Origin of the sequence: Rhodococcus tibetensis, assembly GCF_024438035.1 — a bacterium.
Lineage (GTDB): Bacteria > Actinomycetota > Actinomycetes > Mycobacteriales > Mycobacteriaceae > Rhodococcus_F > Rhodococcus_F tibetensis.
Map to the genome: position 1 here is coordinate 100,194 of NZ_JANFQF010000017.1, position 24,522 is coordinate 124,715.

26 protein-coding genes and 2 pseudogenes are annotated in these 24,522 nt (G+C 64.2%); 14 read left to right on the forward strand and 14 right to left on the reverse strand.

Annotation, left to right across the window (positions count from 1 at the left end; all coding sequences use genetic code 11):
* Nucleotides 1-45: 45 nt before the first annotated feature.
* Nucleotides 46-441: an antibiotic biosynthesis monooxygenase gene (locus NOF53_RS19575; protein WP_255971781.1), complete on the reverse strand. Its 396-nt coding sequence runs from the start codon at nucleotides 439-441 to the stop codon at nucleotides 46-48.
* Between the two features lie 121 nt (nucleotides 442-562).
* On the reverse strand, nucleotides 563-1,090 hold the full coding sequence (locus tag NOF53_RS19580) for a GNAT family N-acetyltransferase (protein WP_255971783.1): 528 nt from the start codon (nucleotides 1,088-1,090) through the stop codon (nucleotides 563-565).
* 280 nt (nucleotides 1,091-1,370) lie between these two features.
* On the opposite strand from NOF53_RS19580, the gene NOF53_RS19585 reads away from it, so the two are divergent.
* The 3 genes from NOF53_RS19585 (at nucleotide 1,371) to NOF53_RS19595 (ending at nucleotide 4,391) form a co-directional block, all read left to right on the forward strand.
* Entirely contained in the window at nucleotides 1,371-1,913 is a 543-nt protein-coding gene (locus tag NOF53_RS19585; RefSeq protein ID WP_255971834.1) for a MarR family winged helix-turn-helix transcriptional regulator, read from the forward strand.
* Nucleotides 1,906-3,705, forward strand: coding sequence for an AMP-dependent synthetase/ligase (locus NOF53_RS19590; protein ID WP_255971785.1), 1,800 nt, complete (start codon nucleotides 1,906-1,908; stop codon nucleotides 3,703-3,705). Before NOF53_RS19585 ends, NOF53_RS19590 begins: the two co-directional genes overlap by 8 nt.
* Nucleotides 3,706-3,896: 191 nt before the next feature.
* Entirely contained in the window at nucleotides 3,897-4,391 is a 495-nt protein-coding gene (locus tag NOF53_RS19595; protein ID WP_255971787.1) for a GNAT family N-acetyltransferase, read from the forward strand.
* A 4-nt stretch (nucleotides 4,392-4,395) separates the two neighbouring features.
* On the opposite strand, the gene NOF53_RS19600 is transcribed toward NOF53_RS19595, so the two are convergent.
* From NOF53_RS19600 to NOF53_RS19610, 3 genes are read right to left on the reverse strand one after another with little or no spacing between them, the layout of a single operon-like run.
* The gene (locus NOF53_RS19600; protein WP_305087060.1) at nucleotides 4,396-5,154 is read right to left on the reverse strand and encodes an amino acid ABC transporter ATP-binding protein; all 759 of its coding nucleotides are present in this window, start codon (nucleotides 5,152-5,154) and stop codon (nucleotides 4,396-4,398) included.
* Nucleotides 5,151-5,819: an amino acid ABC transporter permease gene (locus NOF53_RS19605; protein WP_308213844.1), complete on the reverse strand. Its 669-nt coding sequence runs from the start codon at nucleotides 5,817-5,819 to the stop codon at nucleotides 5,151-5,153. The genes NOF53_RS19600 and NOF53_RS19605 overlap by 4 nt, the downstream gene beginning before the upstream one ends.
* 10 nt (nucleotides 5,820-5,829) lie before the next feature.
* Complete coding sequence (locus tag NOF53_RS19610) at nucleotides 5,830-6,618, reverse strand: amino acid ABC transporter substrate-binding protein (RefSeq protein WP_255971789.1); 789 nt, start codon at nucleotides 6,616-6,618, stop codon at nucleotides 5,830-5,832.
* Nucleotides 6,619-6,712: 94 nt separating this feature from the next.
* Between NOF53_RS19610 and NOF53_RS19615 the strand changes: the two are divergent.
* Nucleotides 6,713-8,173: pseudogene (locus NOF53_RS19615) on the forward strand (SulP family inorganic anion transporter).
* On the opposite strand, the gene NOF53_RS19620 reads toward NOF53_RS19615, so the two are convergent.
* Both NOF53_RS19620 and NOF53_RS19625 read right to left on the reverse strand, forming a co-directional pair.
* Nucleotides 8,170-8,943 (reverse strand): deoxyribonuclease IV, encoded by a 774-nt coding sequence (locus tag NOF53_RS19620; RefSeq protein ID WP_255971791.1) that lies wholly within the window; start codon nucleotides 8,941-8,943, stop codon nucleotides 8,170-8,172. The pseudogene NOF53_RS19615 and the gene NOF53_RS19620 sit on opposite strands and share 4 nt — an antisense overlap.
* Nucleotides 8,944-9,442: 499 nt before the next feature.
* Complete coding sequence (locus NOF53_RS19625; protein WP_255971793.1) at nucleotides 9,443-9,922, reverse strand: nucleoside deaminase; 480 nt, start codon at nucleotides 9,920-9,922, stop codon at nucleotides 9,443-9,445.
* 122 nt (nucleotides 9,923-10,044) lie between these two features.
* Here NOF53_RS19625 and NOF53_RS19630 point away from each other — a divergent pair, with 122 nt between their 5' ends.
* Nucleotides 10,045-11,568 carry an LVIVD repeat-containing protein gene (locus NOF53_RS19630; protein ID WP_255971795.1) on the forward strand — a complete coding sequence of 508 codons (1,524 nt, stop codon included), beginning with the start codon at nucleotides 10,045-10,047 and terminating at the stop codon, nucleotides 11,566-11,568.
* A complete protein-coding gene (locus NOF53_RS19635; protein WP_255971797.1) occupies nucleotides 11,565-12,179 on the forward strand; it encodes a DUF305 domain-containing protein in 615 nt (204 codons plus the stop codon). Before NOF53_RS19630 ends, NOF53_RS19635 begins: the two co-directional genes overlap by 4 nt.
* A 142-nt stretch (nucleotides 12,180-12,321) precedes the next feature.
* Here the strand turns inward: NOF53_RS19635 and NOF53_RS19640 are convergent, their stop codons facing one another.
* The 3 genes from NOF53_RS19640 to NOF53_RS19650 all read right to left on the reverse strand — a co-directional run bounded on the left by NOF53_RS19640 (nucleotide 12,322) and on the right by NOF53_RS19650 (nucleotide 14,492).
* Nucleotides 12,322-12,810 (reverse strand): FBP domain-containing protein, encoded by a 489-nt coding sequence (locus NOF53_RS19640; protein WP_255971798.1) that lies wholly within the window; start codon nucleotides 12,808-12,810, stop codon nucleotides 12,322-12,324.
* 629 nt (nucleotides 12,811-13,439) lie between these two features.
* The gene (locus NOF53_RS19645; protein WP_255971800.1) at nucleotides 13,440-13,739 is read right to left on the reverse strand and encodes a hypothetical protein; all 300 of its coding nucleotides are present in this window, start codon (nucleotides 13,737-13,739) and stop codon (nucleotides 13,440-13,442) included.
* A gap of 405 nt (nucleotides 13,740-14,144) precedes the next feature.
* Nucleotides 14,145-14,492 (reverse strand): histone-like nucleoid-structuring protein Lsr2, encoded by a 348-nt coding sequence (locus NOF53_RS19650; RefSeq protein ID WP_255971802.1) that lies wholly within the window; start codon nucleotides 14,490-14,492, stop codon nucleotides 14,145-14,147.
* A 296-nt stretch (nucleotides 14,493-14,788) separates the two neighbouring features.
* Between NOF53_RS19650 and NOF53_RS19655 the strand changes: the two are divergent.
* From NOF53_RS19655 to NOF53_RS19675, 5 genes and pseudogenes are all read left to right on the forward strand, one after another.
* Nucleotides 14,789-15,127 (forward strand): annotated as a pseudogene (locus NOF53_RS19655) (methyltransferase family protein); the annotation flags it as partial.
* 725 nt (nucleotides 15,128-15,852) lie between these two features.
* Nucleotides 15,853-16,425: a hypothetical protein gene (locus NOF53_RS19660; protein ID WP_255971839.1), complete on the forward strand. Its 573-nt coding sequence runs from the start codon at nucleotides 15,853-15,855 to the stop codon at nucleotides 16,423-16,425.
* A complete protein-coding gene (locus tag NOF53_RS19665) occupies nucleotides 16,422-16,946 on the forward strand; it encodes a hypothetical protein (protein ID WP_255971804.1) in 525 nt (174 codons plus the stop codon). The genes NOF53_RS19660 and NOF53_RS19665 overlap by 4 nt, the downstream gene beginning before the upstream one ends.
* 740 nt (nucleotides 16,947-17,686) lie before the next feature.
* Nucleotides 17,687-17,914, forward strand: a complete 228-nt coding sequence (locus tag NOF53_RS19670; RefSeq protein WP_374212642.1) for a transposase — start codon at nucleotides 17,687-17,689, stop codon at nucleotides 17,912-17,914.
* Nucleotides 17,911-18,300 (forward strand): hypothetical protein, encoded by a 390-nt coding sequence (locus tag NOF53_RS19675; RefSeq protein WP_255971806.1) that lies wholly within the window; start codon nucleotides 17,911-17,913, stop codon nucleotides 18,298-18,300. The genes NOF53_RS19670 and NOF53_RS19675 overlap by 4 nt, the downstream gene beginning before the upstream one ends.
* A 135-nt stretch (nucleotides 18,301-18,435) precedes the next feature.
* On the opposite strand, the gene NOF53_RS19680 is transcribed toward NOF53_RS19675, so the two are convergent.
* Both NOF53_RS19680 and NOF53_RS19685 read right to left on the reverse strand, forming a co-directional pair.
* Nucleotides 18,436-18,615: a saccharopine dehydrogenase NADP-binding domain-containing protein gene (locus NOF53_RS19680; RefSeq protein ID WP_255971808.1), complete on the reverse strand. Its 180-nt coding sequence runs from the start codon at nucleotides 18,613-18,615 to the stop codon at nucleotides 18,436-18,438.
* Nucleotides 18,616-18,617: 2 nt separating this feature from the next.
* Nucleotides 18,618-19,493 carry a hypothetical protein gene (locus tag NOF53_RS19685; protein ID WP_255971810.1) on the reverse strand — a complete coding sequence of 292 codons (876 nt, stop codon included), beginning with the start codon at nucleotides 19,491-19,493 and terminating at the stop codon, nucleotides 18,618-18,620.
* A 123-nt stretch (nucleotides 19,494-19,616) separates the two neighbouring features.
* Here NOF53_RS19685 and NOF53_RS19690 point away from each other — a divergent pair, with 123 nt between their 5' ends.
* The gene (locus NOF53_RS19690; RefSeq protein WP_255971813.1) at nucleotides 19,617-20,225 is read left to right on the forward strand and encodes a TetR/AcrR family transcriptional regulator; all 609 of its coding nucleotides are present in this window, start codon (nucleotides 19,617-19,619) and stop codon (nucleotides 20,223-20,225) included.
* A gap of 497 nt (nucleotides 20,226-20,722) precedes the next feature.
* On the forward strand, nucleotides 20,723-21,262 hold the full coding sequence (locus tag NOF53_RS19695; protein ID WP_255971815.1) for a DUF7007 domain-containing protein: 540 nt from the start codon (nucleotides 20,723-20,725) through the stop codon (nucleotides 21,260-21,262).
* A 238-nt stretch (nucleotides 21,263-21,500) separates the two neighbouring features.
* On the opposite strand, the gene NOF53_RS19700 is transcribed toward NOF53_RS19695, so the two are convergent.
* Entirely contained in the window at nucleotides 21,501-22,532 is a 1,032-nt protein-coding gene (locus NOF53_RS19700; protein ID WP_255971817.1) for an alpha/beta hydrolase, read from the reverse strand.
* A 53-nt stretch (nucleotides 22,533-22,585) separates the two neighbouring features.
* On the reverse strand, nucleotides 22,586-23,824 hold the full coding sequence (locus NOF53_RS19705) for an MFS transporter (RefSeq protein WP_255971819.1): 1,239 nt from the start codon (nucleotides 23,822-23,824) through the stop codon (nucleotides 22,586-22,588).
* A 14-nt stretch (nucleotides 23,825-23,838) separates the two neighbouring features.
* On the opposite strand from NOF53_RS19705, the gene NOF53_RS19710 reads away from it, so the two are divergent.
* Nucleotides 23,839-24,264, forward strand: a complete 426-nt coding sequence (locus tag NOF53_RS19710; RefSeq protein WP_308213845.1) for a MerR family transcriptional regulator — start codon at nucleotides 23,839-23,841, stop codon at nucleotides 24,262-24,264.
* Nucleotides 24,265-24,522 lie beyond the last annotated feature (258 nt).

The window sequence follows — 24,522 nt, forward strand, 5'->3', positions numbered from 1 at the left end:
AGTTGTCCGACAGGCAGCGAGGAGGGTGCGGGCACCTGGCACGGTCTAGGTAGGTGTGGGTGAACCGGCGTGGGGCAACTGGGCCGCAGGCCGCGGTGGTTCGAACAATCCCGCGACGCTCGACACCCGATCCGTGGAGTCTTCTACGGCGATGTTTTCGCCGGTCCGTAACCACCCGTTCCGCAGCGAAGATGTCAGCCAGTTGTCCAGCGCGGCCTGAGTCTCGAATTTGAGGACGATGACGCACACGTCGGACGTGCTGCTTTCCTTGAGCCATCCGCCGCCGAGAAATCCGGGGAAGAGGCGTGCCAGGCCGAGGCCGACCTGAATCCAGTCAGCGAATTCCTCTTCGCACCCGTGGCTGACGCGCCGAACGATGGTGGTCGTCACGGAAGCATCGACTACGTCGCCTGTTCGGACGCTGTCGGCGGCGTTCGTCACTGTGGTTACCTCGGATCCTGCTCGTCTGCGCGAGACGGTGGTTGCAAACGGAAGTGGTGGTGGCGACTCGGGCAATTCCCAAATTACCAGCGGCTTTGTGGCTGCGGACAGTCCACTGGTCTCAGAGTTGGTAGAACGGCGCGGCGTACCGGAACATTCCCGACACGGCGGCGTCCCATGCCGTGAGACGGCGAACCTGGAAATGGGACGACCAGGACGGCTCGTCCGGTTCGATTCCCACGGACGTTCCGGAGACGAATCCGAATCGGGGGTAGTACTCGAGGTGGCCGAGCAGTGCTACCAGCGGTTCGTCGCGGGAGTCTGCGGCGCCGAGCGCGGCATGCATGAGCGCCGAACCGACACCTCGGCGCTGGTGTCCGGGCAGCACACCGAGGGGACCGAGCGCGAGCACAGGGGTCGAGGTAACGGTGGCGCGGGTCAGGCACACGTGCCCCACTACCGACTCGTGCCACTCGGCGACGAAGGTCAGCGGCGCAATCCATGCGTCGCTCGCGCGCAGCTTCTCGACGAGATCGACCTCGACGGGGGCGTCGAGATCGACCTCGACGGGGGCGTCGCCGCCGAAGGCCTGGCGATGGACGTCGGCGACCGCGGCGACGTCGCGGGCAGTCTCGAGTCGGATGAGCATGCTCGACAGCGTGCCGTGCAGGATTCGCCCGCCGCAACGAATTAGTGAAAACGTTCTGCTGCTGGCGGATAGCTGGACCCGCAGACCTCCGCAGAGGGTCCACGGGCTATCGGCGGACTGCCCGCGCGACACTGTGAGCCGGTACAGGCCGAAGCGTTCTCTAATTGTGACCGTCGACGGTCTGGTGCTTCTGGGTTTTTCCGGCTCGGCGGTAGCAGTATGGGCATCACAGGTGACCGGGTCGGCCGCCGCGGCGGGTCGTGGAGCGGCAGGGAAGTGGGTGCGAGTGGCCGAGTCGCGGGTGACTCGATATAGTTGCAGTGTGCAACACAACGACGTCGAATCGGGTGAGTCGTCCGCCTCGGGCGTCGTGGCTGTCCACGACGAACTCGTCCGCCTTGTGCGTCAGCTCGTCGCAGGAGACGGAACTTCGGTGGATTCGCCGACATTCGCTCAACATTCGCTGCTGTCGTACATCTCCCGCAATCCTGGGTGTAGAGCCACTCAGATCTCCGAGGCCTTCGGCGTGCACCGCTCCACCGTGTCGCGTCAATTGCGCGTCTGCATCGATGAGGGATGGGTACACGCCGAGGCCGGACCGCTCCGCAGCGGCCATCCACTGAGCCTTACCGACGCCGGTGTCGCCGTGCTGGCGGGCGCGGACGCCCGACGGGTGGAGGAAGTGCGCGACCGGATGGCGTCCTGGTCGGACAGCGACATCACCGCGTTCGCCGATCACCTGCGCCGATTCCGCCACGGCGGCGACGACTCATCGCGGCGCATCTCAGCCCACGAGAGCAACGGAGACGACACCCGTGCGTGAGTACACGAGCCCACCGACCTTCACCGTCGCCGAGCACGAGAACGCGGTCTTGACGGTGTTCGCGCATGCCGAGACCACGCCCGACCGGGTGATGTACGCCCGACCGGAGGCCGAGGGCTGGGTCGATGTGACGGCGAAGGATTTCGCCGCGCTCGTCACCGGAGTCGCGAAGGGCCTTATCGCCAACGGTGTCCGGCCGGGCGACCGGGTAGCACTTCTGTCCTCCACCCGATTCGAGTGGTCCTTGCTCGACTACGCCATCTGGGCCACCGGTGCGGCCTCGGTTCCGATCTACGACTCCTCTTCACCTGATCAGATCCGGTGGATCATCGAGGATTCGGGCGCGGTGGCTGCGTTGGTGGAAACGCCGGCTCATGCGGCGAGCTTCGAGGGCGACGGCATCCCGTACACGTTGAAGAGCATCTTCACCATCGACGAAGATGCGGTGGGCACCCTCATCAAGGACGGACGCTCGATCGACGACTCCGAGGTGTTCAAGCGAGTCGTTGCGCTGACTGCCGGCGATCTGGCATCGCTCGTCTATACCTCCGGAACCACCGGACGGCCCAAAGGGTGCATTCTCACGCACCGCAACTTCTTGTCCGAGGTGCGGGCACTCCTCGCTGCGCCGATCGGTGACGTGGCGCGTCCAGATAACCGTGTCCTGACATTCCTTCCGCTGGCACACGTCCTGGCCCGTGCGGTGTCACTCGCGATGTTCGAAGCGGGTGCCACCCAGGCACACTGGTCCGACTTCGGAACGGTCACTGGGGAATTCGAACGGTTCCGCCCCAACGCCATCCTCGGCGTTCCGCGCGTCTTCGAGAAGGTACGCGACGGCGCGGCCCGCAAGGCGGCGTCCGGTGGCGTCCTGCAGAAACGGATCTTCGACTTCGCCGAGGCGACCGCCATCGAGTACAGCCGGGCGCAGGACAACGGTGGGCCGGGACCGCTGCTCACGCTGCGTCGCGCAGTCGCCGACAAGCTGGTCTACGCCCGGCTGCGGTCTGCCTTGGGTGGGAACTGCTGGTGGGCGATCTCAGGTGGCGGAGCACTCATGCCGAGCCTCGGCCATTTCTTCCGCGGGATGGGTGTCCCCGTGTATGAAGGTTATGGACTCACCGAATCCACTGCCGCGCATTGCGTGAATGTTCCCGGCGCCCAGAAGATCGGAACGGTGGGCAAGCCGCTCGGGGGAAACGGTGTGCGCATCGCCGACGACGGTGAGATCGAACTGTGCGGTGACGTCGTCTTCGGCGGTTACTGGCGCAACGAGCACGCCACCCGGGACGCGCTGCACGACGGCTGGTTCCGCACCGGTGATCTGGGCGACCTCGACGAAGAGGGCTATCTCACCATCACCGGGCGCAAGAAGGATCTTCTGATTACTGCCGGTGGGAAGAACGTCTCCCCGGGACCCCTCGAGGATCGGCTGCGCTCGCACACCTTGGTGTCGCAGGCGGTGGTCGTGGGCGACGGTCGTCCGTTCATCGGTGCGCTACTGACCGTCGAACCGCAGGAGTTCGACAAGTGGAAGGCGGCCCACGGGAAACCGGCCGACGCATCGGTCGCCGATCTGCGCGAGAACGAAGCCCTGCGAGCGGAGCTCCAGGATGCCGTCGACGATGCGAATACCGCAGTCTCCCATGCCGAGTCGATCAAACGGTTCATCGTTCTCGAACGCGACCTCACCGAGGCGGACGGCGAACTGACGGCAACCATGAAAATCAAACGTCCGGTGGTGACGGAACGCTTCGCTGCCGACATCGATGCGCTGTATCGCCGGGCCTGACCGGTTACTGTGGCGACATGACGACCGCCTTCGTCCTTTCGGCTGGGGCGAGCGTCGGAGCCATCGAGGTCGTATTGCTGCAAAAGCGATTCGGGACCCACGCTCGCACACTGTAACTTCGGTCACATCAACGCAATCGACACGAGTGCAGTGGTGACTTGTTTTCGTCGCGGGGTGGCTACTGTGGGTGCATGGCGGTCACGGTGGAGCGGGCAGTGCTGGATCAGGCGGAAGACATAGTTCAGATGCACTGGGACGCAGAGGATTGGCTTGCAGCGCAGCAGATCGACCCGCCGTGCCGCGGTGACGTGTCGCTCGCCGATGTGCGTGAACAAGTCGAGGCTGGTGAATGGCGCGTCGCACGATCCGGCGGATTCGTGGCAGGCGCCCTCCGCGTGTTGCGCGCCGATCCTGACATTTGGGCCGAGGATGATGTTCCCGCCACCTACGTTGCGCGGGTGATGACGGATCGCCGCCACGCGAGCCCGGGGTTGGGTGCGCAACTTCTGCGATGGGTGGACGAGCACGCCCGGACAGAGGCCGCGTCCGTCGTCCGACTCGAGTGCGTGGAGACCAACAGTCGACTACGCACCTACTACGAGGAGCAGGGCTTTTTCCTGGTGGGCCGCCGCGACTTCGAGGTCGAGTGGCCCAGCGTCGTGCTATTGGAAAAGGCGATTCGCTGACTGATCACAGGGGATCGAGGATGCGGTGCAGAAATTGCCGTAGTCGCGCCCCGGTAGGGTTCGTGAGCACATCCTTCGCCGTGCCCCGTTCCAGGACGACGCCGCCGTCGATGAACAACACCTGATCGGCCACCTGCTGGGCGAACCGGATCTCGTGGGTCACGATCACCATCGTCCAGCCCTCGGTCGCGAGATCGCGGATCACGCGTAGGACCTCGCCGACGAGTTCGGGGTCGAGTGCGGACGTCGGTTCGTCGAACAGCATCAGCTTAGGTTTGAGTGCGAGCGCCCGGGCGATGCCGACGCGCTGCTGCTGACCACCCGAAAGTTGGTACGGGTACTGATCCGCCTTTTCCGCCAGTCCCACCTGGGTGAGCAGTGTCAGGGCGCCGGCACGCGCCTCGTCCCTCGGCCTCTTCTGGACGACCACCGGACCCTCGGTGACGTTCTGAATCACAGTTTTGTGCGGAAACAGATTGTGCGCCTGAAACACCATGCCGCTCTGTGCCCGGAACCGGGCCAGGGTCGACCGGTCCACCTTGACGGCGAAGTCGACCGACACGTCACCGATGGTGATCACACCGCCGTCCGCGAGGTCCAGCGCATTGAGTGTCCGCAACACCGTGGTCTTGCCCGAACCGGAGGGGCCGATGATGACGGTGACGGTGCCGGGCTGGACGTCGAAGCTGATGTCGCGCAGCACTTGATGCTCGCCGAACGATTTCTCGACGCCGGAAACCTGGAGCAGCGGGGTGTCGGTCATCTGGCCACATACCTCTCGAGTCGGGCTTCGAGTCGGCCCTGAACGGCCGAGAGGACGATGCAGATCACCCAGTAATACAGCGCTGCGACGCCGTAGAGGGCGAAGAAGTCGAATGTCGGTGCTGCGGCGAGCTGGGCGACGCGGAGCAGTTCGGTCACCAGGATCGTCGACGCCAGCGAGGTGTCCTTCACCAGTGAGATCAGTGTGTTGGACAGCGGCGGGACGGCCACCCGCGCGGCCTGCGGCAGCACGATCCGCTGCAGTGTGGTGGTGTAGCCCATGCCGATGGTCTGCGCGGCTTCCCACTGTCCCTTGGGGATCGACAGGATCGCCGACCGGATCACCTCGGCTGCGTAACCGCCGACGTTGAGGCTGAACGCGATCACAGCCGCCGGGAACGGTTCGAGTGTCACCCCGAACTGCGGCAGCGCGTAGAAGACGATGAACAACTGCACCAGCAGCGGTGTGCCGCGGATGATGGAGATGTAGAAGCGGGCCACCACCGACAGCGGCTTGATCGACGAGATCCGCGCGAGCGCCACCAGCAACGCGATGACGAGCCCGATGGTGAAGCTGATGATCGTCAGCGGAATCGTCATGGTGACCGTGGCCTTCAGCATCGGCCACAGGTTGTCCAGAATCAGCTGGACTGTTGCGTCGTCCACAGGCAGGCTCTCAGTTGCTCGGTGCCGAGACGTCGGTGCCGAAGTACTTCTGCGAGATCTGGGCGAGGGTTCCGTCGGCGCGCAGTTCGTCCAGGGCCTTGTCGATATCGGGCATCAGGCCGCTGTCCTTCCTGGCCGCGAATGCCTGCTCGCTCGTGTCACCCGTCTCGGCGGCCACCTTCACGCCGGTGTCGCTCGTCTGCTTCTGGTATTCGGCGACGGCCAGATTATCGTTGACGGTGGCGTCGACGCGACCGTCCTTGAGCAGTGTGATGGCCTGCACGAAGCCCTCGACGGATTCGACGTTCGCGCCCGCATCCCTGGCGACCTGCGCCCAGTTGCTCGTCGCGGACTGCGCCGTCGTCTTGCCGTTCAGGTCGGCGAGCGAGGTGATCGAGTTGTCGTCGGCGCGGGTGACGATCACACCCTCGGAGTAGGTGTACGGCGTCGACAGGTCGTACTTCTGGGTGCGTTCGTCGTTGACGGTCACCTGGTTGGCGACGAGGTCGTAGCGTTTCGCTTCGAGGCCCGCGAAGATCGAGTCCCACGGTGTCTGCGTGAACTCGACGGAGACGCCGAGTTTGTCACCGACAGCGCGGATGACATCCACGTCGTACCCGGTGAGCTGACCGTCGGGGCCCTGGTAGCTGAACGGTGTGTACGTACCCTCGGTGCCGACCTTCAGTACCCCGGCCTCGCGAACCTGGTCGATGACCGGCCCCGAGTCTGAGTTCCCACACCCCGCCAGCGACAGCGCGGTCAGGACGGTGATCAGGACGGCCGGAAGTGTGCGTCGCACGGGGTTCCTCCTCTGTCGGCGGATCAGCTAACCGTACTGGTCGAACGCCACCCGGATAGGATCTTCCGAGTCCCCTCAGAAGAATTGTCTCGCCGTGCCCTCTCTCGCTCTCCGACGGCCGGTGTGGCTGCATCCGACAGTGTTTCGTATCGAGTCGTTGTCCGCGCTCGTCGTGGCGATGGCCCTCATCCCGGAGGCGTTGTCGTTCTCCATCATCGTGGGTGTCGATCCACGGGTGGGACTGTTCACCGCCGCGATCATGGCGATGACCATCGCGTTCACCGGTGGCCGTCCCGCGATGATCTCCGCGGCCACCGGTTCGGTGTCGCTGGTGCTCGCCCCGCTCATGGCGTCACACGGATTGCAGTGCCTCATCGCGGCCGTCTTCCTCGGCGGTGCGATGCAGATCCTCCTCGCCGTCCTCGGGGTGGCGCGGCTCATGCGGTTCCTGCCTCGCAGATGGTCGGGTTCTGCAACGCGCTGGGAATCCTCATCTTCGTTCACCAGTTCCCGTATCTGACGAACGTGCCGTGGGCGGTGTACGCGCTCCTCGCGGCCGGTCTGGCGCTGCTCGTGTGGATCCCGAAGCTGACCACGGCTGTGCCCGCCCCGCTGCTGGTGATCGTCGGTCTCACCGCGTTCACCGTTCTCGCCGGTGTGGCGGTGCCCACCGTCGGCGACCAGGGTGAACTGCCCGACGGACTGCCGACTCTGATCGGACTGCCTGGCGTTCCGATCACGGTCGACACCCTGAAGATCATCGCGCCGTTCGCGTTGGCGATGGCCGTCGTCGGACTGCTCGAATCGTTGATGAGCGCCAAGCTCGTGGACTCCGTCACCGACACGCATTCGGACAAGACGCGGGAGTCGTGGGGTCAGGGCGTCGCGAACATCGTCACCGGACTCTTCGGCGGCATGGGCGGGTGCGCACTGATCGGGCAGACCATCATCAACGTCAAGACCGGCGGGGCGCGAACCCGGTTGTCGACGTTCCTGTCCGGTGCGTTTCGGCTGATTCTCGTGGTCGGGCTAGGCAACGTGGTGGGGACCATTCCGATGGCGGCGCTCGTCGCCGTGATGGGCTGGTGGCCGCCACGACCTTCGACTGGCACAGCGTGCGCACGCTGCGGCGCATGCCGGTAAGCGAAACGATGGTCATGCTCAGCACCGTGGCGGGCGCCCTGGCCGGGCCGACAACCTCGCGGTCGGTGTAGCGGTCGGTGTAGTGGTAGCCATGGTGCTGTTCGCCCGCCGGGTGGCCCACATGGTGGAGGTGGACGGCCGACTCGAGGGAGGCGTGAAGACGTACCGCGCGCGGGGACAGCTGTTCTTCGCCTCGTCCAACGACCTCGTGTTCTCGTTCGACTACGCCGACGACCCCGACCGTGTGGTGATCGACCTGTCCGGCGCGACCATCTGGGATGCGTCCACCGTCGCGGCGCTCGACGGCATCACCACCAAGTACGCCAGTCGCGGCACCGACGTCACCGTCGAGGGGTTGAACCCGGCCGGCGAGGAACGCTACAACAGGTTGACCGGCCGCCTCGGCGACTAGCTACCGACCGTCTCCCGCAGAAACGCCAGATCCTCGGCGAGACCTTCGCCCGGCGTTTCGAGGACTACGGGTGCGTCCGCGGTGCGCACGACCTCGGCGAGCAATTGCGGGTCGATGGTCCCGTCGGCCAGGTTGGCGTGCCGGTCCCGCGCGGAGTTGAACTCGTCACGCGAGTTGTTGAGGTGCACGAGGTCGATGCGTCCGGTGATGGCTTTGATGCGTTCGACCACACCGACCAGGTCCTCACCGCCGGCCCAGGCGTGGCAGGTGTCGAGGCAGAAGCCGGCACCGAAATCGCCGACTTCCTGCCATAGCCGGTCGATGGCGTCGAAGTGCCGTGCCATCGCGAAGTCGCCGCCCGCGGTGTTCTCGATCAGGATGGGCACCGGGAAACCGCCCTTGTCGGCTTGGCGTTCGAAGAGTTTGCGCCAGTTGACGATCCCCTCCTTGACGTCCTCACCGTCGCGGACGTGGCCGCCGTGCACCACCAGCCCGAACGCCCCGATGTCCGCGGCAGCCTGAGCCTGCTGCGCAACAGCGTTGCGTGAGGGCATGCGGAGTCGGTTGTTGAGGCTCGCCACATTGATGACGTACGACGAGTGGACGACGACGTCGATGGGGCTGTCGCGGATCTCGTCGGTCCGCGGATGCGTGGGCGGTTTGTTCCACTTCTGGGGGTCGGTGAGGAACATCTGGATGATGTCTGCCCCCAGTCGCTCGCCGTATCCGATCGGATCGTCGTCCTGGCGGACATGTGCTCCTATGCGCATGCACTCAGGGTAGGGGGTGGGTGTCGGGTGTGGGGAGCAAGACCTGGTCCGGACACGCCGACACTCCTCGCCCCGTGTTCGGGGCGAGGAGCTCTGTGTCGGCTGGTCTTGGTCACGCGGGCGGCGGCGGTGGGGGCGGCGGCGGAGGGGGCGGTTTCGCCGGTCCGCCGGGCGTCGATGTGCAGAACTGGCAGCTGTCTCCGAGGTCCTTCGGAAGTGGCTTCGGATTCGGCTGATGGCAGTTGATCCGGCAGGGAGGCTCGGCGGAAGCCACAGCCGCCGGACCCACCAACCCGATCGACAGCGCAGCGGCGGCTCCTATGACCGCTGCAATCACGCGGTTGCGGGGTGAACGACTCTTCGACATCGGGTGTTCCTTTCGGAGGCGGCGAGGGTGACAGCTCGGCGTTCTGACGTGATTCCATCCTGTGTGAACGCGATCGGAACCGACACCGACCCCGGGGTGAGGATCAGGCCACCCTGCGGAGAGCACGCCCACTCAGTCGGCTACTCCGATGTCCTCGTTCCACAGTTCCGGCTGGGATTCGATGAACTCGGTCATCAAGTCGATGCAGTGCTGGTCGCGGAGAACCGTCACGTCGACCCCGTGCTCTCGGAGCCATTCGTGCCCTCCGGTGAAGGTGACGCTCTCCCCGACGACGACCGCCCCGATGTTGAACTGACGGACCAGCCCGCTGCAGTACCAGCACGGCGACAGCGTCGTCACCATGACGGTCGATCGATAATCACGCTGACGTCCGGCCGCCCGAAAGGCATCGGTTTCACCGTGCACCGAGGGGTCGTTGTGTTGGACCCGGCGGTTGCGCCCACTGCCCAGGAGTTCTCCGTTTCCGGAGAAGAGGGCGGCACCGATCGGAATGCCGCCTTCGCGGGCCCCCAATTCGGCTTCGGTAACCGCAGCTGCGAGTAGTTGCTCCGGGTCGAGGGCGAGCCGCGTGGGCTTCGGTGAGATTGGCATGCGTCTACCTTGCGTCTCCCCGTTGGCTGCGACAACCTGCAATGCGTCGAGCCCACGCTCCTTGGGCGCGCATTCTCCCAAAACGACGTTGTTTTTCTTGCGAAATACCTACCATGGCGCCCATGGGTTCACACCGCTCGCACCGACGTCGTCGGGTTGCCGCGTTGGCTGGCGTTCTCGCTGTCTGGCTCGTTGCCGCGCCGGCGGTTGCAGACCCGGTCACGGATTTCGTTGCCGTCCAGCGTACGGCGGTCGATCGCGCCGAGTGCGGCCCAGGATCGGACCAGGAGTCGGGAATGCAGGGGCAAGTGCCCCTCGGTGATCGCCAGAGCGGACGCAGCCAGGAACCGTACTCGTGCAACCTCGGACTGGTCGGCCAACTCCAGGGTCGAGGGGCGGGAATTGTCAGCGCCGCATACGGCAAGTGCGTCTATGTGGGATCGAATATCCCCACCCGGCTCGACCGCCCAGGCCCTGGCGTCCAGGTACTGGATGTATCCGATCCTGCCCACCCGCGTCACACCGGGACCCTGCTCGAACCGCCCATGCAGGCCGGCACCTGGGAGTCACTCAAGGTCGATCCGGGACGCGGTTTGCTCGCTGGTACGGGTGTGGGATTGCTGACCGGTATCGGCGGATTCTCCATCTACGACGTGTCGCAAGATTGCACGCGCCCGAGGCTGCTCAACCCGGCGACGGGAACGCAACTGTCGCTACCACTTCCGATCACGACGCACGAGGGCGGCTTCTCGCCGGACGGCCGAACATATTGGGCTGCCGGCACAGTCGGTGGCCAGTTGTCCGGGATCGATGTCAGCAATCCGGCTGAGCCCCGCGTCGTCTGGACGGGCCTGACCGGTGTCTCGAACCACGGCTTCGGGATCACGCCTGATGGCAACCGGATGTATATCTCCACGCTGGCGGGCATCACTGTGCTGGACATCAGCGCCGTCCAACGTCGCGATCTCTTTCCCGTGGTGCCGCATGTGGGACGCAGGCTGTGGTCTGACGGTCAGGTCACGCAGCACACCATCCCCGTCACTGTGGACGGCGCACCGGTCATCTTCACCGTGGACGAAGGGGGATCGGGCGGCGTGAAAGTGATCGACTCGTCCGACGATGCGAACCTACGGTTGATCAACACGATCAAGCTCGAGGTGAACCTGCCACAGAACATGGACGTGTGGGCGCAGGACAACGGTGGCAATGGCGCCTTCGGTTACGACGCGCACTACTGCAGTGTCGACAGGCCCGTGGATCCCACCGCGCTGGCTTGTGGCTGGATCCAGTCCGGTATCCGCGTTTTCGACGTACGCGACCTGCAGGACATCGACGAAATCGCATACTTCATCCCACCGGGGCAGCCGGCCAAGGCCGGTCAGCTCGAGAATTCGACGCACGCGACCCTGGGTTCGATAGTGGGCCTTCCTCTGTTGGGGTCCATCGCGGTCGCGCGGGCCGCGTTGGAGGGTGATATCAGCGGAGCGGACACGGTCGGGCCGGGCACCCGGCCGATCGGAATCGACATGTCCAGCGATTGGTGCATGTCGCCCCCGGAATTTCGCGGCGACCAATTGTGGGTGACGTGCATGGACAACGGGTTCCTTGCCCTGCAGTTCCAGAACGGTGTGTACCCGCTGACATGAAGCACCTTGCTCGCACGGCGGCGGCCGTCGCATGCCTGCTACTCGGCGTGGTCGTCGGGGCGTGGTGGCAGGGGCAGCCGGCTCAGCCCCGCGAAATCAGCATGTCGCTCGAACCGATGGAAGTCGGCTTCGCGCAGGATATGTCGACCCACCACCTGCAGGCGATCGAGTTATGTCACGCACTCGAGTCGCCGCGTGATCCCGTGGTCGACGCATTGTGCGCGCAGATCACCTCCAGCCAGAACCAAGAAATCGGAGTGCTCAGCGGATGGTTGATGTTGCTCGACCAACCGCAGACATCGTCGCATCCGATGGCATGGATGGGTACTGATCATGGCCATGCCGGTGCCCACATGCCGGGAATGGCGAGCTGGACCGAGATGGACGAGCTCCGTCGACGCTCGGGACTCGCAGCTGAGACGTCCTTCCTCCAGCTCATGATCCGCCACCATCGTGGTGGCCTCGACATGGCCTCCTACGCCGCGCAGCACGCCACCACGCGAGCGGTGGCGCAGCTGGCGACATCGATGATCAAGGAGCAGAGCGAAGAGATCGGCGTCATGGAGCCGCTGCTGGCGGCCAGGGGCGGAGAGCAGCTTGCGTATCCGTAGTCCGGATGACCGAACGTTACCTCGACGCTCTTCGGCGCTGATCGGATCGCATCGTCGGCGCGAACGACCGCGGCCTGCAGGGCCTCTACCTCCGAATCAGGACGGGCGGCTGACGAATTGCACGACGGGCGAGGTGGTTCGATCAGCCGACGATGCGTGCGATGAAGGCGTTCACATTGTCACGGACTCGTTCGATCCTCTCTTCCGGGTCGAGATCCTCGCGGTAGTGCCTGCCCAGTGCGGGCGTCTTCTTTCTGCGCGCGTACAGCGAACAGGCGAGATCGGCGCACATGTAGGTGCCGATCGAGTTACCTCGGCGGCCGGATTCTCCGGCCTTGTGTGCGGCCATGAGGGAGACCCCACCATTGGTATGTGTGGTCATGCAGATCGTGCACATTTGCGCCCGGCGAGATCCGCCCGTTTCGTAACGGAGAGCGACACCGACGAGACGATCGTCCTGGGGCACGACAACATAGCACCGGCCAGGAAACGACGGGTCACTCCAGCCGAGGAAGTCGAGGTCTGCCCAGGGTCTGTCAGATAGATCCTGGGGGAGGGGCAACCGCTTGGCATCGCCCTTGGAGCAGTTGACGAACGACGACCTGATGTCGCGTTCACTGATGGGTTCCATGACGAGAAGCACTCCCTCTGTTCGTGGTGGACAAAGCGAAGCGACCTTACGGATGTCGGTCGCCGCTGAGCAACGGATTTATCGAGGACTGGCCATCCCGCCGCAGTGGAGAGCGCGGCGGCCACAGCGAAGATTCAGCGCGTGCTGAAGGCAATTTCACATGGAGTTTCTGCGCTGATGCCGCTCAATCCGAGGCGAAAGGCGAAGACTGCGCCCAGATCCAGCGTCCATCGCACTCCCGGCGATGGGTCGCCCAACGGCGGCACGAAGCCCGCGATGGATTACCCTCCCCAATGTTCGAGCCCGGCGCAGAGTTTCCGATGGGGGAATGCCGTACCGTTCGCGGTATGCGGCGGCGAGTCTGCCGAATCTACGCGAAGCGCTGGAGTTCAGCGTGTCCGACAGTTCCCGGGGCAGCACTGCGGATCGCCGGTGCTCTCGCACAATTCCTGGCTGTCCCAGGGCTTGTTGGGCGGGGAGTGGTGCTGGCAAGCGTCGACCACCCTCGTTGAGAAGAAACGTTGTGTGCATCCGCCCGGGCCATGCGGGAGTGGAGGTCTGCTCGACTCCCGCAGTGGGCATCGAGAACTTCCGGTGCCGAGCAATATCTGAGCAGGGGCCTGAACAGATCAGATGTTGCTGAGATCGGTCATCACCTGATCGAATGCGCCGGTGCGACCGGGTGTCACAACTTTGTGGAACACCGTGAGTATGCACTCGTCGAGGGCATCCGTCGCCGCAAGGGTCTTCCGAGTGACGGTAGTAGCACGAGACCAACGGCCACGTACCATGCGCGCCAATGCGATTCCGTCACGCAGGGCCGTTGCTTTTCGACCCGATGAATGAGCGAAGAGATACGTCCGGTCCGAGATCACGACCTCGCACCGTTTGTTCTTCCGACGCATCGCCTTGGGTTTCTGGTCGGTCACGGTTCCGATCGTTCCGTCGGACAGTCGAAGTGTTGCCGGCTTACCTTTGCGGAGTGCGGGCACGTGTTGTTTCATACTTTCGGCGACCGATTCCCTCTTCCAGCCGCTGGAAGCTCCATCGATCCCGTCGCCCGGGGTGGGAAACAGTTCGCCGCGGACAACCCCCGACGGATCGAATATCGCTATGGCCGAACCATCTTCGGCGGGTTTCACGAACCACCCGGTTTCTGTAGGACTCCGCCAATTCATGCGGAGAATTATTCCCCTCCCTCTCGAGGCCGTCGCCGGTGCGGAGGCGGACTCCATTCCATCGCACGATCAACTGGTTCCGGTCGCGGTGGTAGTCATTCGGAATATACCGATCAGGTGCCACGAACCACCCCACCGACGAGGCGGACGCGGACGTCAGTGAGCGTCGTGGAAGGCCTGCTCGATCTCGGTGGGAATGCGGCCGCGAGAGGAAATCTCGTATCCCTGCTCGATCGCCCAGGCGCGGATCTTCTTCGTTTCGCCGGATTGCCGCCTCGCAACGACTGGGTTGGCCTGCAAGTCCGCGCGGTGCTTGCGGCCGCCGACCCGGGTGGAGTGCGCGATGTAGTACTCGAAGGTCTCTCGGAGTTCCTTCGCGTGCTCGTCCTTCAGATCGATCACGTACTCGACGCCGTCGACTGCATAGCTGATGCTCTCGCCATCCTCACCAAAGGCGGTGCCGTCGATGTCGTCGACCAGCTCAACCACGACCTTGCGTGCCACAGATTCCACTCCTCGGGTTCTTCGGTACGGACCAGACGACAGTACTGGCAGCACCGGGAAGGCGGGGCGCGTGTCCGGTCCCGCTGCCGCACGGTCATGCAGAACCTGAACGCATTGTTGTTTGTCTAATGGGAGTCTAGCGTCGTCTCATGCATATAACGCTCGCCAGTGGATAGGCGAGCAGGGAAGCCTCTGATCTCGTTAGTACCTAGGCGCTCAGCTGGGAGTTGGATTTCCATGTCTCCGGTTGCACTTGTGATCGTTGGAAGAGAGGCGTCCGACCGGTTGGTTTTCAGCTGGCAGCGACGTTCGCCATCGACCACTTCGATTTGTTCGGGCTGCGCCAGGTGCTGCGGAATCAGAGCGGAAAGTCGGCTCTTCCCAGTCGCTTTCGGACGCCGATGCTGTACCGGGTAATCCGGCACCCGCTGTACGCCGGTTTCGTGATCGCGTTCTGGGTGGCGCCGACGATGACCTGGGGCCGATTGTTGTTCGCTGTCGGGACCACCGGTTTCATCCTGGTGGCGGTGCGCTTCGAGGAGCATGACCTGGTCGATACGTTCGGTGACGACTATCGCACCTACCGCTCGCGGGTGCCGATGCTCGTCCCGCGGATCGGCTCGCGAGCGCGGTAGCGTCCTCAGCGGCAGCCGGCGACGTCGGTGGTCGTGGCGGTGACCTAGGACGCCCGGCGGGACAGGACCCACAGCACCGCTTCGGCGATCTCCTCGGAGGTGGACGAGCCGCTTGTCGAGGTCGAACGCGCCCTCGGGAGGCTACGCAGGACCCGGTCGGTCACCGTCACCTCCTCGGTCGCATTCCCAACGTGCCGGCCGCCCGATGATGATGCCCGCGCATGGCGTCGGGGCTCAGGACGAGGACCTGACCGATCTCGGGGAAGGCCATCGATTCTATTTCCCGCATCATCCAGGCCGCCCGCTGCCGTATCGGGAGTTAGGCGAGCGCCTGCTCGAGCGCGGCGAGAGGACTCCCTGTTCGAGGCCACCACGAAGGGATGGCCCGAGTCGGCGGCCGGGAGCGACCTCCAGGAGGCGGTTGTCGAGCGGAGCTTCGCGCCGGATCCGGTTAGGTGTCGACGACCTTGCGGGCGCAGATCGAGAACAGCCAGGTCACGCTCCGGTGAGTGGAGAGATCATTTCGCGCACATCAGGATCGTCGGCAGCGTTGGCCGCGTCGTAGCGACCCTTTGCGTCTCGGGGCGCCAGGATTCGACCATCGGACTTGCCGGTGGTCGCCGAAATGATTGGTGCCTTGCCGGCCGGCGGGGTGTGCAGCGCAATCGCGGTTTCCGAAAGAGCCGTTCGGGTATTCCGTTCGAAGGACGAGGAGGTCTGAAAAAATGCCTGTTTGGGGATGGATCTTGATCGCGGTCATCGTCGTGATCGCCGTGCTGGTGGTCATCGTTGCGCGCGCGGTGAGCAGTCGTCAGCGGACGGAACGGCTGAGGGGACGGTTTGGTCCCGAGTACGAGCGGACAGTGGGAGAGGTCGGCGAACAAGGTGCCGCGGAGGACGCCCTCGCCGCGCGCGAACGAGAGCGGGAGAAGCTCGACATCGTCGCTTTGTCGCCCGAGGCGCGAGCGAAGTATGCCGATTCTTGGCGGACGGTGCAGATCGAGTTCGTCGACAATCCGTCGAGCGCGGTGGGCGCTGCGGACCGGCTCGTGATCCAGGTTATGCGCGAGCGCGGCTACCCGATCGACGACTTCGATCAGCGGGCGGCCGATATTTCGGTCGACCATCCGAAGGTCGTCGAAAACTACCGAATTGCGCACGGCATCTATCTGTCCCAAGAGCAGGGCGATGTCGGTACCGAGGACCAGCGCGAGGCATTTGTGCATTACCGCGCGCTCTTCGAAAAATTGCTCGAGACGGATGAGAACAAAGACAAGCCAAAGGAGGCGCGCGCATGACCACCCAGGATCAGCAACCCGAGGGCATCGGCTCGACCAGGGAGGGTGAGTCGTCGACCGAGACCACGGGTTCGACCGAGACCACGGGTTCGACCGAGACCACGGGTTCGACCGAGACCACGGGTTCGACCGAGACCACCGGCTCGATCGGGACCGTGTCCTCGACCGGGACAACTGGCTCTTCGACTGCGGGGACTGCCCCGTCGGCCGAGGGAACCCACTCATCGAGCGAGCCAACTGAAGCATCTTCCCGGCAATCACTTTTCGCTGAGGACGAGCTTTCGGCCCTCCGCTTGCGCTGGGACGAGGTTCAGGCGGGCTTCGTCGATAATCCCAGAGAGTGCGTTCAGAAGGCCGATGGTCTCGTGTCGGACGTCGTCGACCGGCTCACGACCGGCTTCTCGGAGGCGCGTTCGCGGCTCGAGGAGCAGTGGGCTCGGGGCGAAGAGGGCTCTACGGAGGATCTTCGTCTCGCGCTCAAGCGCTACCGCGAGTTTTTTCAGCGGCTGCTCGCGCTCTGAGGAGACCGAACGACACCGCGAAAAGACGAATTACGCAACATCGGCCCCGAAAGTGCAGGTTCCGGCACCTTTCCCGTTGCAGTAGTCGGCCGGGCATCGGGCCGGGGCTGCTCGTTGTGGAAGTGCTCGCCGACGCCGAGCTGGGGCACGCCGCCCGCGCCGGCGCGCAGCAGATGCTCACCGCCGACCACAGCTTCTGCGCGGGCCGACACTGCGTGCCGAGGTCGAACGGGCACCAGGGGAGGACGCCCACTACCTGCGCCCCAACTGAACCGCCGTTTTGCTGTGGGAAATGCCGATCGGATGCCCGTGGAGTGCGCCGCGGCAGTCTCGTGCGGCACTGCCCGGGGTCCGGAATGCGGGCGGTGCCCAAGAAGCCCTCCGTGTGAGCACGTAGATAGCTGGATCCGGAGCAGGACTAATAGCGCGCATTCACTGTGGAAGATTGCCCCTCCAGGAAAAAGACGAGGCGAACCCATTGATACGCCACGAGCGCCACTACACCTCGAGCGTGTGATGAGGCGCGTGGATCGATTATCCGAGTCGGGGCGACGCCACGCTTTTCTCGCCAGGTCGGCCGGTCCTTGTCGTGTCGACCGGCCGCAGAACTGGCAGAAGCCACGAAGGCAGATCGAGCGGTCGAGCGAACCGGTCGACACCTTCAATGGTGACACTGGGATCGGGGTGTTCTTGACCTATGCCACTCCGCGGGCCGAACGCTGATCGACCGAGAGCTGTACCTGCCCAAAGCCTGGACCGACGACCGTGACCGGTGCGCGCAGACCGGGGTCCCCACCGAGCGCGAGTTCGCGACCAAACCCGAGCTGGCGATCGCGATGCTCGAACGCGCCGTCGCCGCCGGCGTGCCGGCACGATGGGTCACCGGAGATGCCGTATACGGGCAGGTGCACCGGCTCCGTGCCCTTGCGAGGAACTCGAATTATCGTACGTGCTGGCTACTTCGGTGAACCAACACGTCATCACCGTCGACGGCGCCGAACTCCGTGCCGACGAGGCGATCACGGCGTTGCCTGCCCAGGCGTGGCGGGCCCGCTCAGCCGCTGACGCCGCGAAAGGCGAGCGACTCTACGACTGGGCGCGCACACCGGTGCGCGGGGTGAACTGGCCGACGACGGTGTACATCGGCTTGTACGCACTGGCGGCACTCGCGGGCGCCGTGGTGTGGCTCGTCGTGAGAGTCTGTGAAGGGCTCGGTGAACGGATCAATGAGTGGATCCTCGAGCGGTTGGACGGATTGACGCGCGCGGATGTTCGGCAGATCAAAGGCGCCATCACCTATCTGACTGGCCCCTCGATCCGATCGGGAAGCAGCGAGAGGCGATGGAGTTGGTAGTTGCCGCCGAGGACGCAAGGGAGATGATCACCACGCATCCGGTATGGCATTCCCCGCTGTTCGACGAATACCGCGCCGAGTTCGACCTGGACGAGGAACTGCTAAGCCCGGCGGCATCGTCTGGGTCGATGACGATCAGGTCCCACCCCCAGCAGCGGCTCCGAGCGCGTCCCGGGCTTGCCTGAGTTTGTCGGGGGAGCGGCCCGCGACCGCGATGCGCATCTCGGTAGGTGCGTGGGAGGCCAGATACCGGGCGGTCAGCGCACCGACATAACCCGTTGCACCGAACAGAACCAGATCGAGATCGCGTTCCACAGTCATACTCCTCTTTCGGGGGTGCGGTCGCAGGACCGGAGAGCCCGACGTGTCGAACTGTCCGTCCGCGTTGCCACTTGGCTCTGGTCGCGCGCGAGACGGCCGGTCGGGTGGTTGCATGCGGCGACCGTGTCGAAGTTGTTATCAGAACGCGCGGGGCTCGGCGCCCAGTCCGGGCGGCGCACGACGTTGCGGCACACGAAGGCGGTGACCACGAACCAGGCGATGAACACGACCGCGGGAATCCAGAATCCGACTACACCGTCCCACGCGAACGGGCCCGTCTTGAAAAAGAAGATCAGCAGCTCGGGAATGTACAGGAGAGCGCACCACACATTGAAATATCCGAACCATCGTGGGAATACGGGGTCAGGCGTCCGGCTGGAGATGAAGGACGCGATCGCGGCAACGACCCAGAACATCCAGAACATCGGGATGCCGCCCATGAACTGCATGAACGCGAAATCCCCTGCGAACTGCACCAGTTCGGGATTTCGATCCGGGCGGAAGGTGGCCAGGGCGAAACCGAACGGCACGAAGAAATTCATCACCATGTACGTGGTCGTCGTGAACGCCATGATCAAGGTCAACACGCCCGTCTGCCCCTCGATCTTGCGGATGATCATCACCAAGAGTGCGCTCATCGGCATCAGGATCATCGTCGCGACCATGATGAGAACGCTGCCGAACAAGATCGGCACCCTCCGCTCCATGAATTGGTCGGCGATCTCCTGGGCACTGTCGGCGGGGGAGAACGGTGGGAAGAAATGACCGAAGATCAGCCACCCTATGCCGAACACCACAAGGTAGATCAACGGAGTCCAAGCGAGTGCTCTATACAGGGCTGTGGCCTGGTGTTTCGAAGGTGCGCGCGTCATGTCGACTCCCCCATCCAGGTCGGGAATCCGGCAGTCGGTCCCAGCCGAGCGAAACACTGAACCCATTTGCTTGCCACTGGCAAGCAAATGGGTCTGGGAGTGGCCATTGGGCATCATGAATATATGAACATTTCGAACTCTCCATCCCCGGCCCGACGGCGTTCTCGGGTGCGCGCGGACATCCTTGCTGCCGCAGCAGCGGAGATCAGCGAAGCCGGGGTGGAGAAGGCCAGCCTGCGCGCCATAGCACGGCGTGTCGGTATCAGCCATCAGGCGCTGAGCTATCACTTCACGGACCGGCGAGCTGTACTGACAGCGCTCGCGGTGGACGGGTTTCGGCAGCTGGTTGCGCTCAGTGCAGATGCTGTCGAGCAAGTCGAATCCGACGCGCCGCTCGGGCATCGAGCCGCCGCCATCGGTATCGCCTATGTCCGCTTCGCGGAACGCAACCGCCCACTGTTCACTCTGATGCTGGGTTCGGCCCAGATCGATCCCACCGACGAGGAGCTGGTCGCAGCACGCCTGGCAATGTGGATCCTCTTACTTGCGACCGCCACGACCGAAAACGACAACGGTTGGGGTGGGTCCGCGGACCCCGAAACGATGGCGATATTGGCGTGGATGATCGTTCACGGCATGGCAACAATCGGCGATCTCATCCCAACCGATGTGGATCCCGGCGATCTCGTCCTCATCCTCAACCGCGCCATAGCAATACGCGAGGACCGCTGATCGCGAGAGTTGCCTCGTCTGCCCACCGGATCGGTCGGCTCCCGACGCCGAGGCTTGCGGAACCGCCTGCGGCGGTAGCCCACCTTCGGTGTCCACCGAATCGAGAAGCGCGGGAAGTATGCCGTACCGATGGGTGACGCTGACCCCACCGCGACGCCGCGGCGGTAGCGGCAGGGAACAGTACCTACCGTCCGTCGCCGCACCACCCCTGCTCCGCGTCTTCCACCGCAGAGCCCCAATTTCCCTCGACGTGTGTCCCCGTCGGAGTCCAGAGTAGGACAGTCAGGTTCGTAGTCCGGCTCGTCCAGCCCTCCTGTCCAGTACACGCTTGTCGCAGGCGGTGTGACCTGCGTGCGGGGCCTTCCGCGGGAGTCGTGGACTGTCCAGGGCATCGTCGTCGCAGCAGTCGGCACTGGACGCAGATGGCTGAAACTCATGGGAGCAGCCGGCGCGATCGTCGATCACATCAACTCACCGCATCGACACCGGAGGTTCTCGTGAACGCAGACAATCGGATTCCCGCCAGCTCTCCGTGGGGTTCCGTTCAGTACGGCAGTACTCTCGCCGACGGAATTATCACCGTATCGACAGCGGGGCATGGTGGCGTCCGGATCAGTCCGCAGCGACTGCGGCAGATGCCTTCTGCTCTCAGGCTCGGTCGTCGGCGCTGGTTCGAGGAGGACTGCGAGTCCGCGTTGGTCGCGGTCGCGTTCGCCGACGACCTCGAGCTCGACGACCGACGCCGCGAACTGGCCGCTCAGTCGGTCGCTGATTGGTTCCCGACCGCATGGGAGGCTCATTTCGGGCGGACTCTCCAGCCGGGCCAGTCATACGTGCGCGACAAGGAAACCTTCACCGTCGCCAACGCCGACCGGATGGTCGCCGACAGCGCTACCCAGCACAGCCGGGATCAGTGCAGCGCTCGAGCGGGTGTTCTTCGACCTCAACGTCGGCGACGATCCGGCGTTCGTGACCACGCCGAACGCCGATGTGCTGCAGTACCGCGCCCATGGCCATCGGTCACTGTCGGTCGGTGACGTCGTCGAAATGCTTGATGGACGGTACGCGGTCGACCGGTGCGGTTTTCGTCGAATCTGACAGACCCGGATTCAGGTACCCACATGACCAGTTCATCGGTCTTGTGGGTACCTGCGTTCGTGGATCGTTTCCTGCGTCACTGAGTGCGCGCCGCATCGAGGTCTTCCTGATGCCGTTCGTGGCGTTCGTTGAACTCATCGTCGGTGACTGGATGGCGGTGGTACGCCTGTTGCGCTGCTACCGCGGGGCTAGTGCGCGGTTGAGGGCATCGCGGCGGTAGGCAGTGATTCGTTGGCTGAGTGCTGCGTTGGGGGCGAGAAGCTCGCTGGCATGGATTCCTCCTGGGTAAACGTGCAGCTCAACTGGGACTCCCGCTGTCATGAGGCGGTTGGCGTAGGCGATGTCTTCATCGCGGAAGAGGTCCAGTTCGCCGACGTCCAGGTAGGTCGGTGGCAGCTGGGTCAGATCGGCGGCGCGGGCTGGAGCGGCGTAGGCGCTCACGTCCGCGTCGACTGCGGTGCCAGGTCGGTTCGACGGGGTTTCCTTTGTCCCGTGGAGCAGGTAGCGCCATGCTTCGAGGTTCAGATCGCGATCCCAGATTCCGACGTCGGTGATTTCGCGACTGCTCGGGGTTTCGTTTCGGTCATCGAGCATGGGGTAGAGCAGAACTTGGTAGGCGATGGCCGGTCCCTGTCGGTCGCGGGCGAGTAGGGTGACGCCGGCGGCCAACCCGCCGCCGGCGCTGCCGCCGTAGACGACGATGCGTTCGCGGTCTGCTCCGAGTGCGGAGACGTTGTCCCACAGCCAGGTCAACGCCGCGTAGCAGTCCTCCACGGGGGTGGGATGCGGATGTTCGGGGGCCAGTCGGTAGTCGACGGAGATGACGATGGCACCGCCGATCACATCGCGGACCAGTGGTGCTGCCTGCCGCTCATCGGTGTCGATGCTGCCGTGATTGAGTCCTCCACCGTGGATGTACAGGATCGCGGGCAGCAGCTTTTCAGTCTCGACGCTGGGCCGGTAGGTGCGGATGCGGATCGGCTCCCCGCGATAGCCGGGAATGAGTTCGTCGCTGTGCGTGATGCGGGAATCAATTGGCTGAGCCGCTAGAGCTGCTGCATTGCTGTCGGCGTACATCTGTCGCCGCTGCGCGAGGGTGTAGTGGCGAAATCCGCCGGGTCCGGTGGCTGTCAGCAGGGCGTCGAGTCCGTTCTTGACCTCCGGGTCGATGCGGTCACTGGGTATGAGGGTGGGTGTTGACCCAGACATGGTCGGCACAGTCTTCATTGCGGGCCTTTCGGTACGAGGTGGTGGGGGAGTGGCTACTTGTCGGCGGAGATGACGTGTGCTGTCGACGGTGCGGGAGTGCGGAAGGATGTTGTGAAACCGTGACGGCGGGCCATGATCGTGGTGACGAGCGCGGGGACGGCGAGCGCTGTGGCCGCCCAGGGTAGGGAACTCGGGCCGGTCGATGTCAGCAGTACTCCGCCAGTTACTGCTCCACCAGCGATGCCGATGTTCCAGCAGGTGACTACGAGCGATTGGGCTACGTCCCCAGCGGGGCCGGCAGCCTCAGCTGATGCGGTTTGGAGCAAGGTGGCGGCTCCACCGAATCCGAGACCCCACACGGCTGCGCTGACGTACACGAGCCAGATATTCCCGCCGAAAAGCCCGAGGCAGGAGGCGGCTGCGGCGAAGAGTGCGCAGCTGATGATGACGAGGGGGCGTAGATGGCGGTCGATCAGTGCGCCGGTGATCCAGATGCTGAACAGTGAGACGACACCGAAGACGAACAAGATCGTGTCGACGCGGTCGTGCATGCCGATCTCGGTGAGGAGAGGGGCGATGTAGGTGTAGAGGATGTTGTGGGCCAAGACGAACGTCAGTGTCACGAACAACACCGGCGCGACCCCAGGGATGGTGAGGACGCCGCGAAGAGGTAACCGGGCGTCTCGGGTTTGCCCAGCAAAGGTGGGGACGGCAGCGATGACCCACACGATGAGAGCGACGCTGAGCAGCGTCATGAGGCCGAACGTGTAACGCCAACCGACGATCCCGGACAAGAACGTTCCGGCGGGAACTCCAACGGCGAGGGCTACTGGCGTCCCGGCCATCGCAATTGCCATCGCCTTGCCGCGGTGCGCCGGGGTAACCATGCGACGGGCATAACCGGCGAGCAAAGCCCACAAAAGTCCCGCGACGACACCGGCAATGAATCGCGAAGCCATCGTCAGCGCATAGCTGCTCGACACAGCAGTGATGGTGTTCGCGAGAGCGAATCCCGCGATCGCGATCAGGAGGAGCTTTCGCCGAGGCATTCCGAGGGTCGCTGCTGTCAGGGGTACGGCGGCGAGAGCAGAGCCGACGGCATAGATCGTGACTGTCTGTCCGGCGGCCGACCCGGAGACTGACAGGTCCGCCCCCATCGCGGGCAGGACTCCGGCCGGCAACGCTTCGGTCATGATCGTGATGAAACCCGCTGTACCCAACGCCGCCAATCCAGCCAACGGGAACCGCGCGGGGGGATCGGAAGTGGGAGCGAAGCTCTCGGTGGGAGTCATGAACGCTATCATTCATGGTTGACATTAATGTGAAGGTCAAGCGCGGGTGCGAACGAAGCGACGGTGAGGTCGAACACATGCTAATTGGTGAATTGGCGCGGGTGACAGGAACGCCGACGCGATCGCTGCGTTACTACGAGGAACAAGGACTCATCGTGCCCAGCCGGTTGGACAACGGATACCGTGACTATGCGGACTACCTCGTCGACCGGGTGATTCAGATTCGAGGGCTTCTCGATGCCGGGTTACCCACCCGCATCATCAAACAAGTCCTGCCCTGCTTGGACAAGCCGCGCACAATCCATTTCCGTGATGCCACACCCGAGATGCTCGCGACTCTCGAGCACGAACGTGATCGCATGAACGAACGAATCGACTTCCTCACACGCAACCGTGACGCCATCACCAACTACCTCGATGCGGTCAAGGCGCTCGCCTGAGCCGTTGCTGGGTGGCGTCGTTCGAAGAACTCGAACTCGAACTCCGACAAGGACGCGGTCACGAGCTCCCGGAACCGGTGACATCGAACGGCAGCGAAACTGACAGCGGCCGCCCAAACGGCAGGGCGGACCGAACGAAATCCGCGCCCGGCTTCCTGGATCGTTGTTCGCGTTGTAGCGAAGTGGGAGCATGTAGATACCGGCTCGATCTGGGGCTGGCGGCTGTGCGCTGAACGGATGGATTGCGGGGGCACCCAC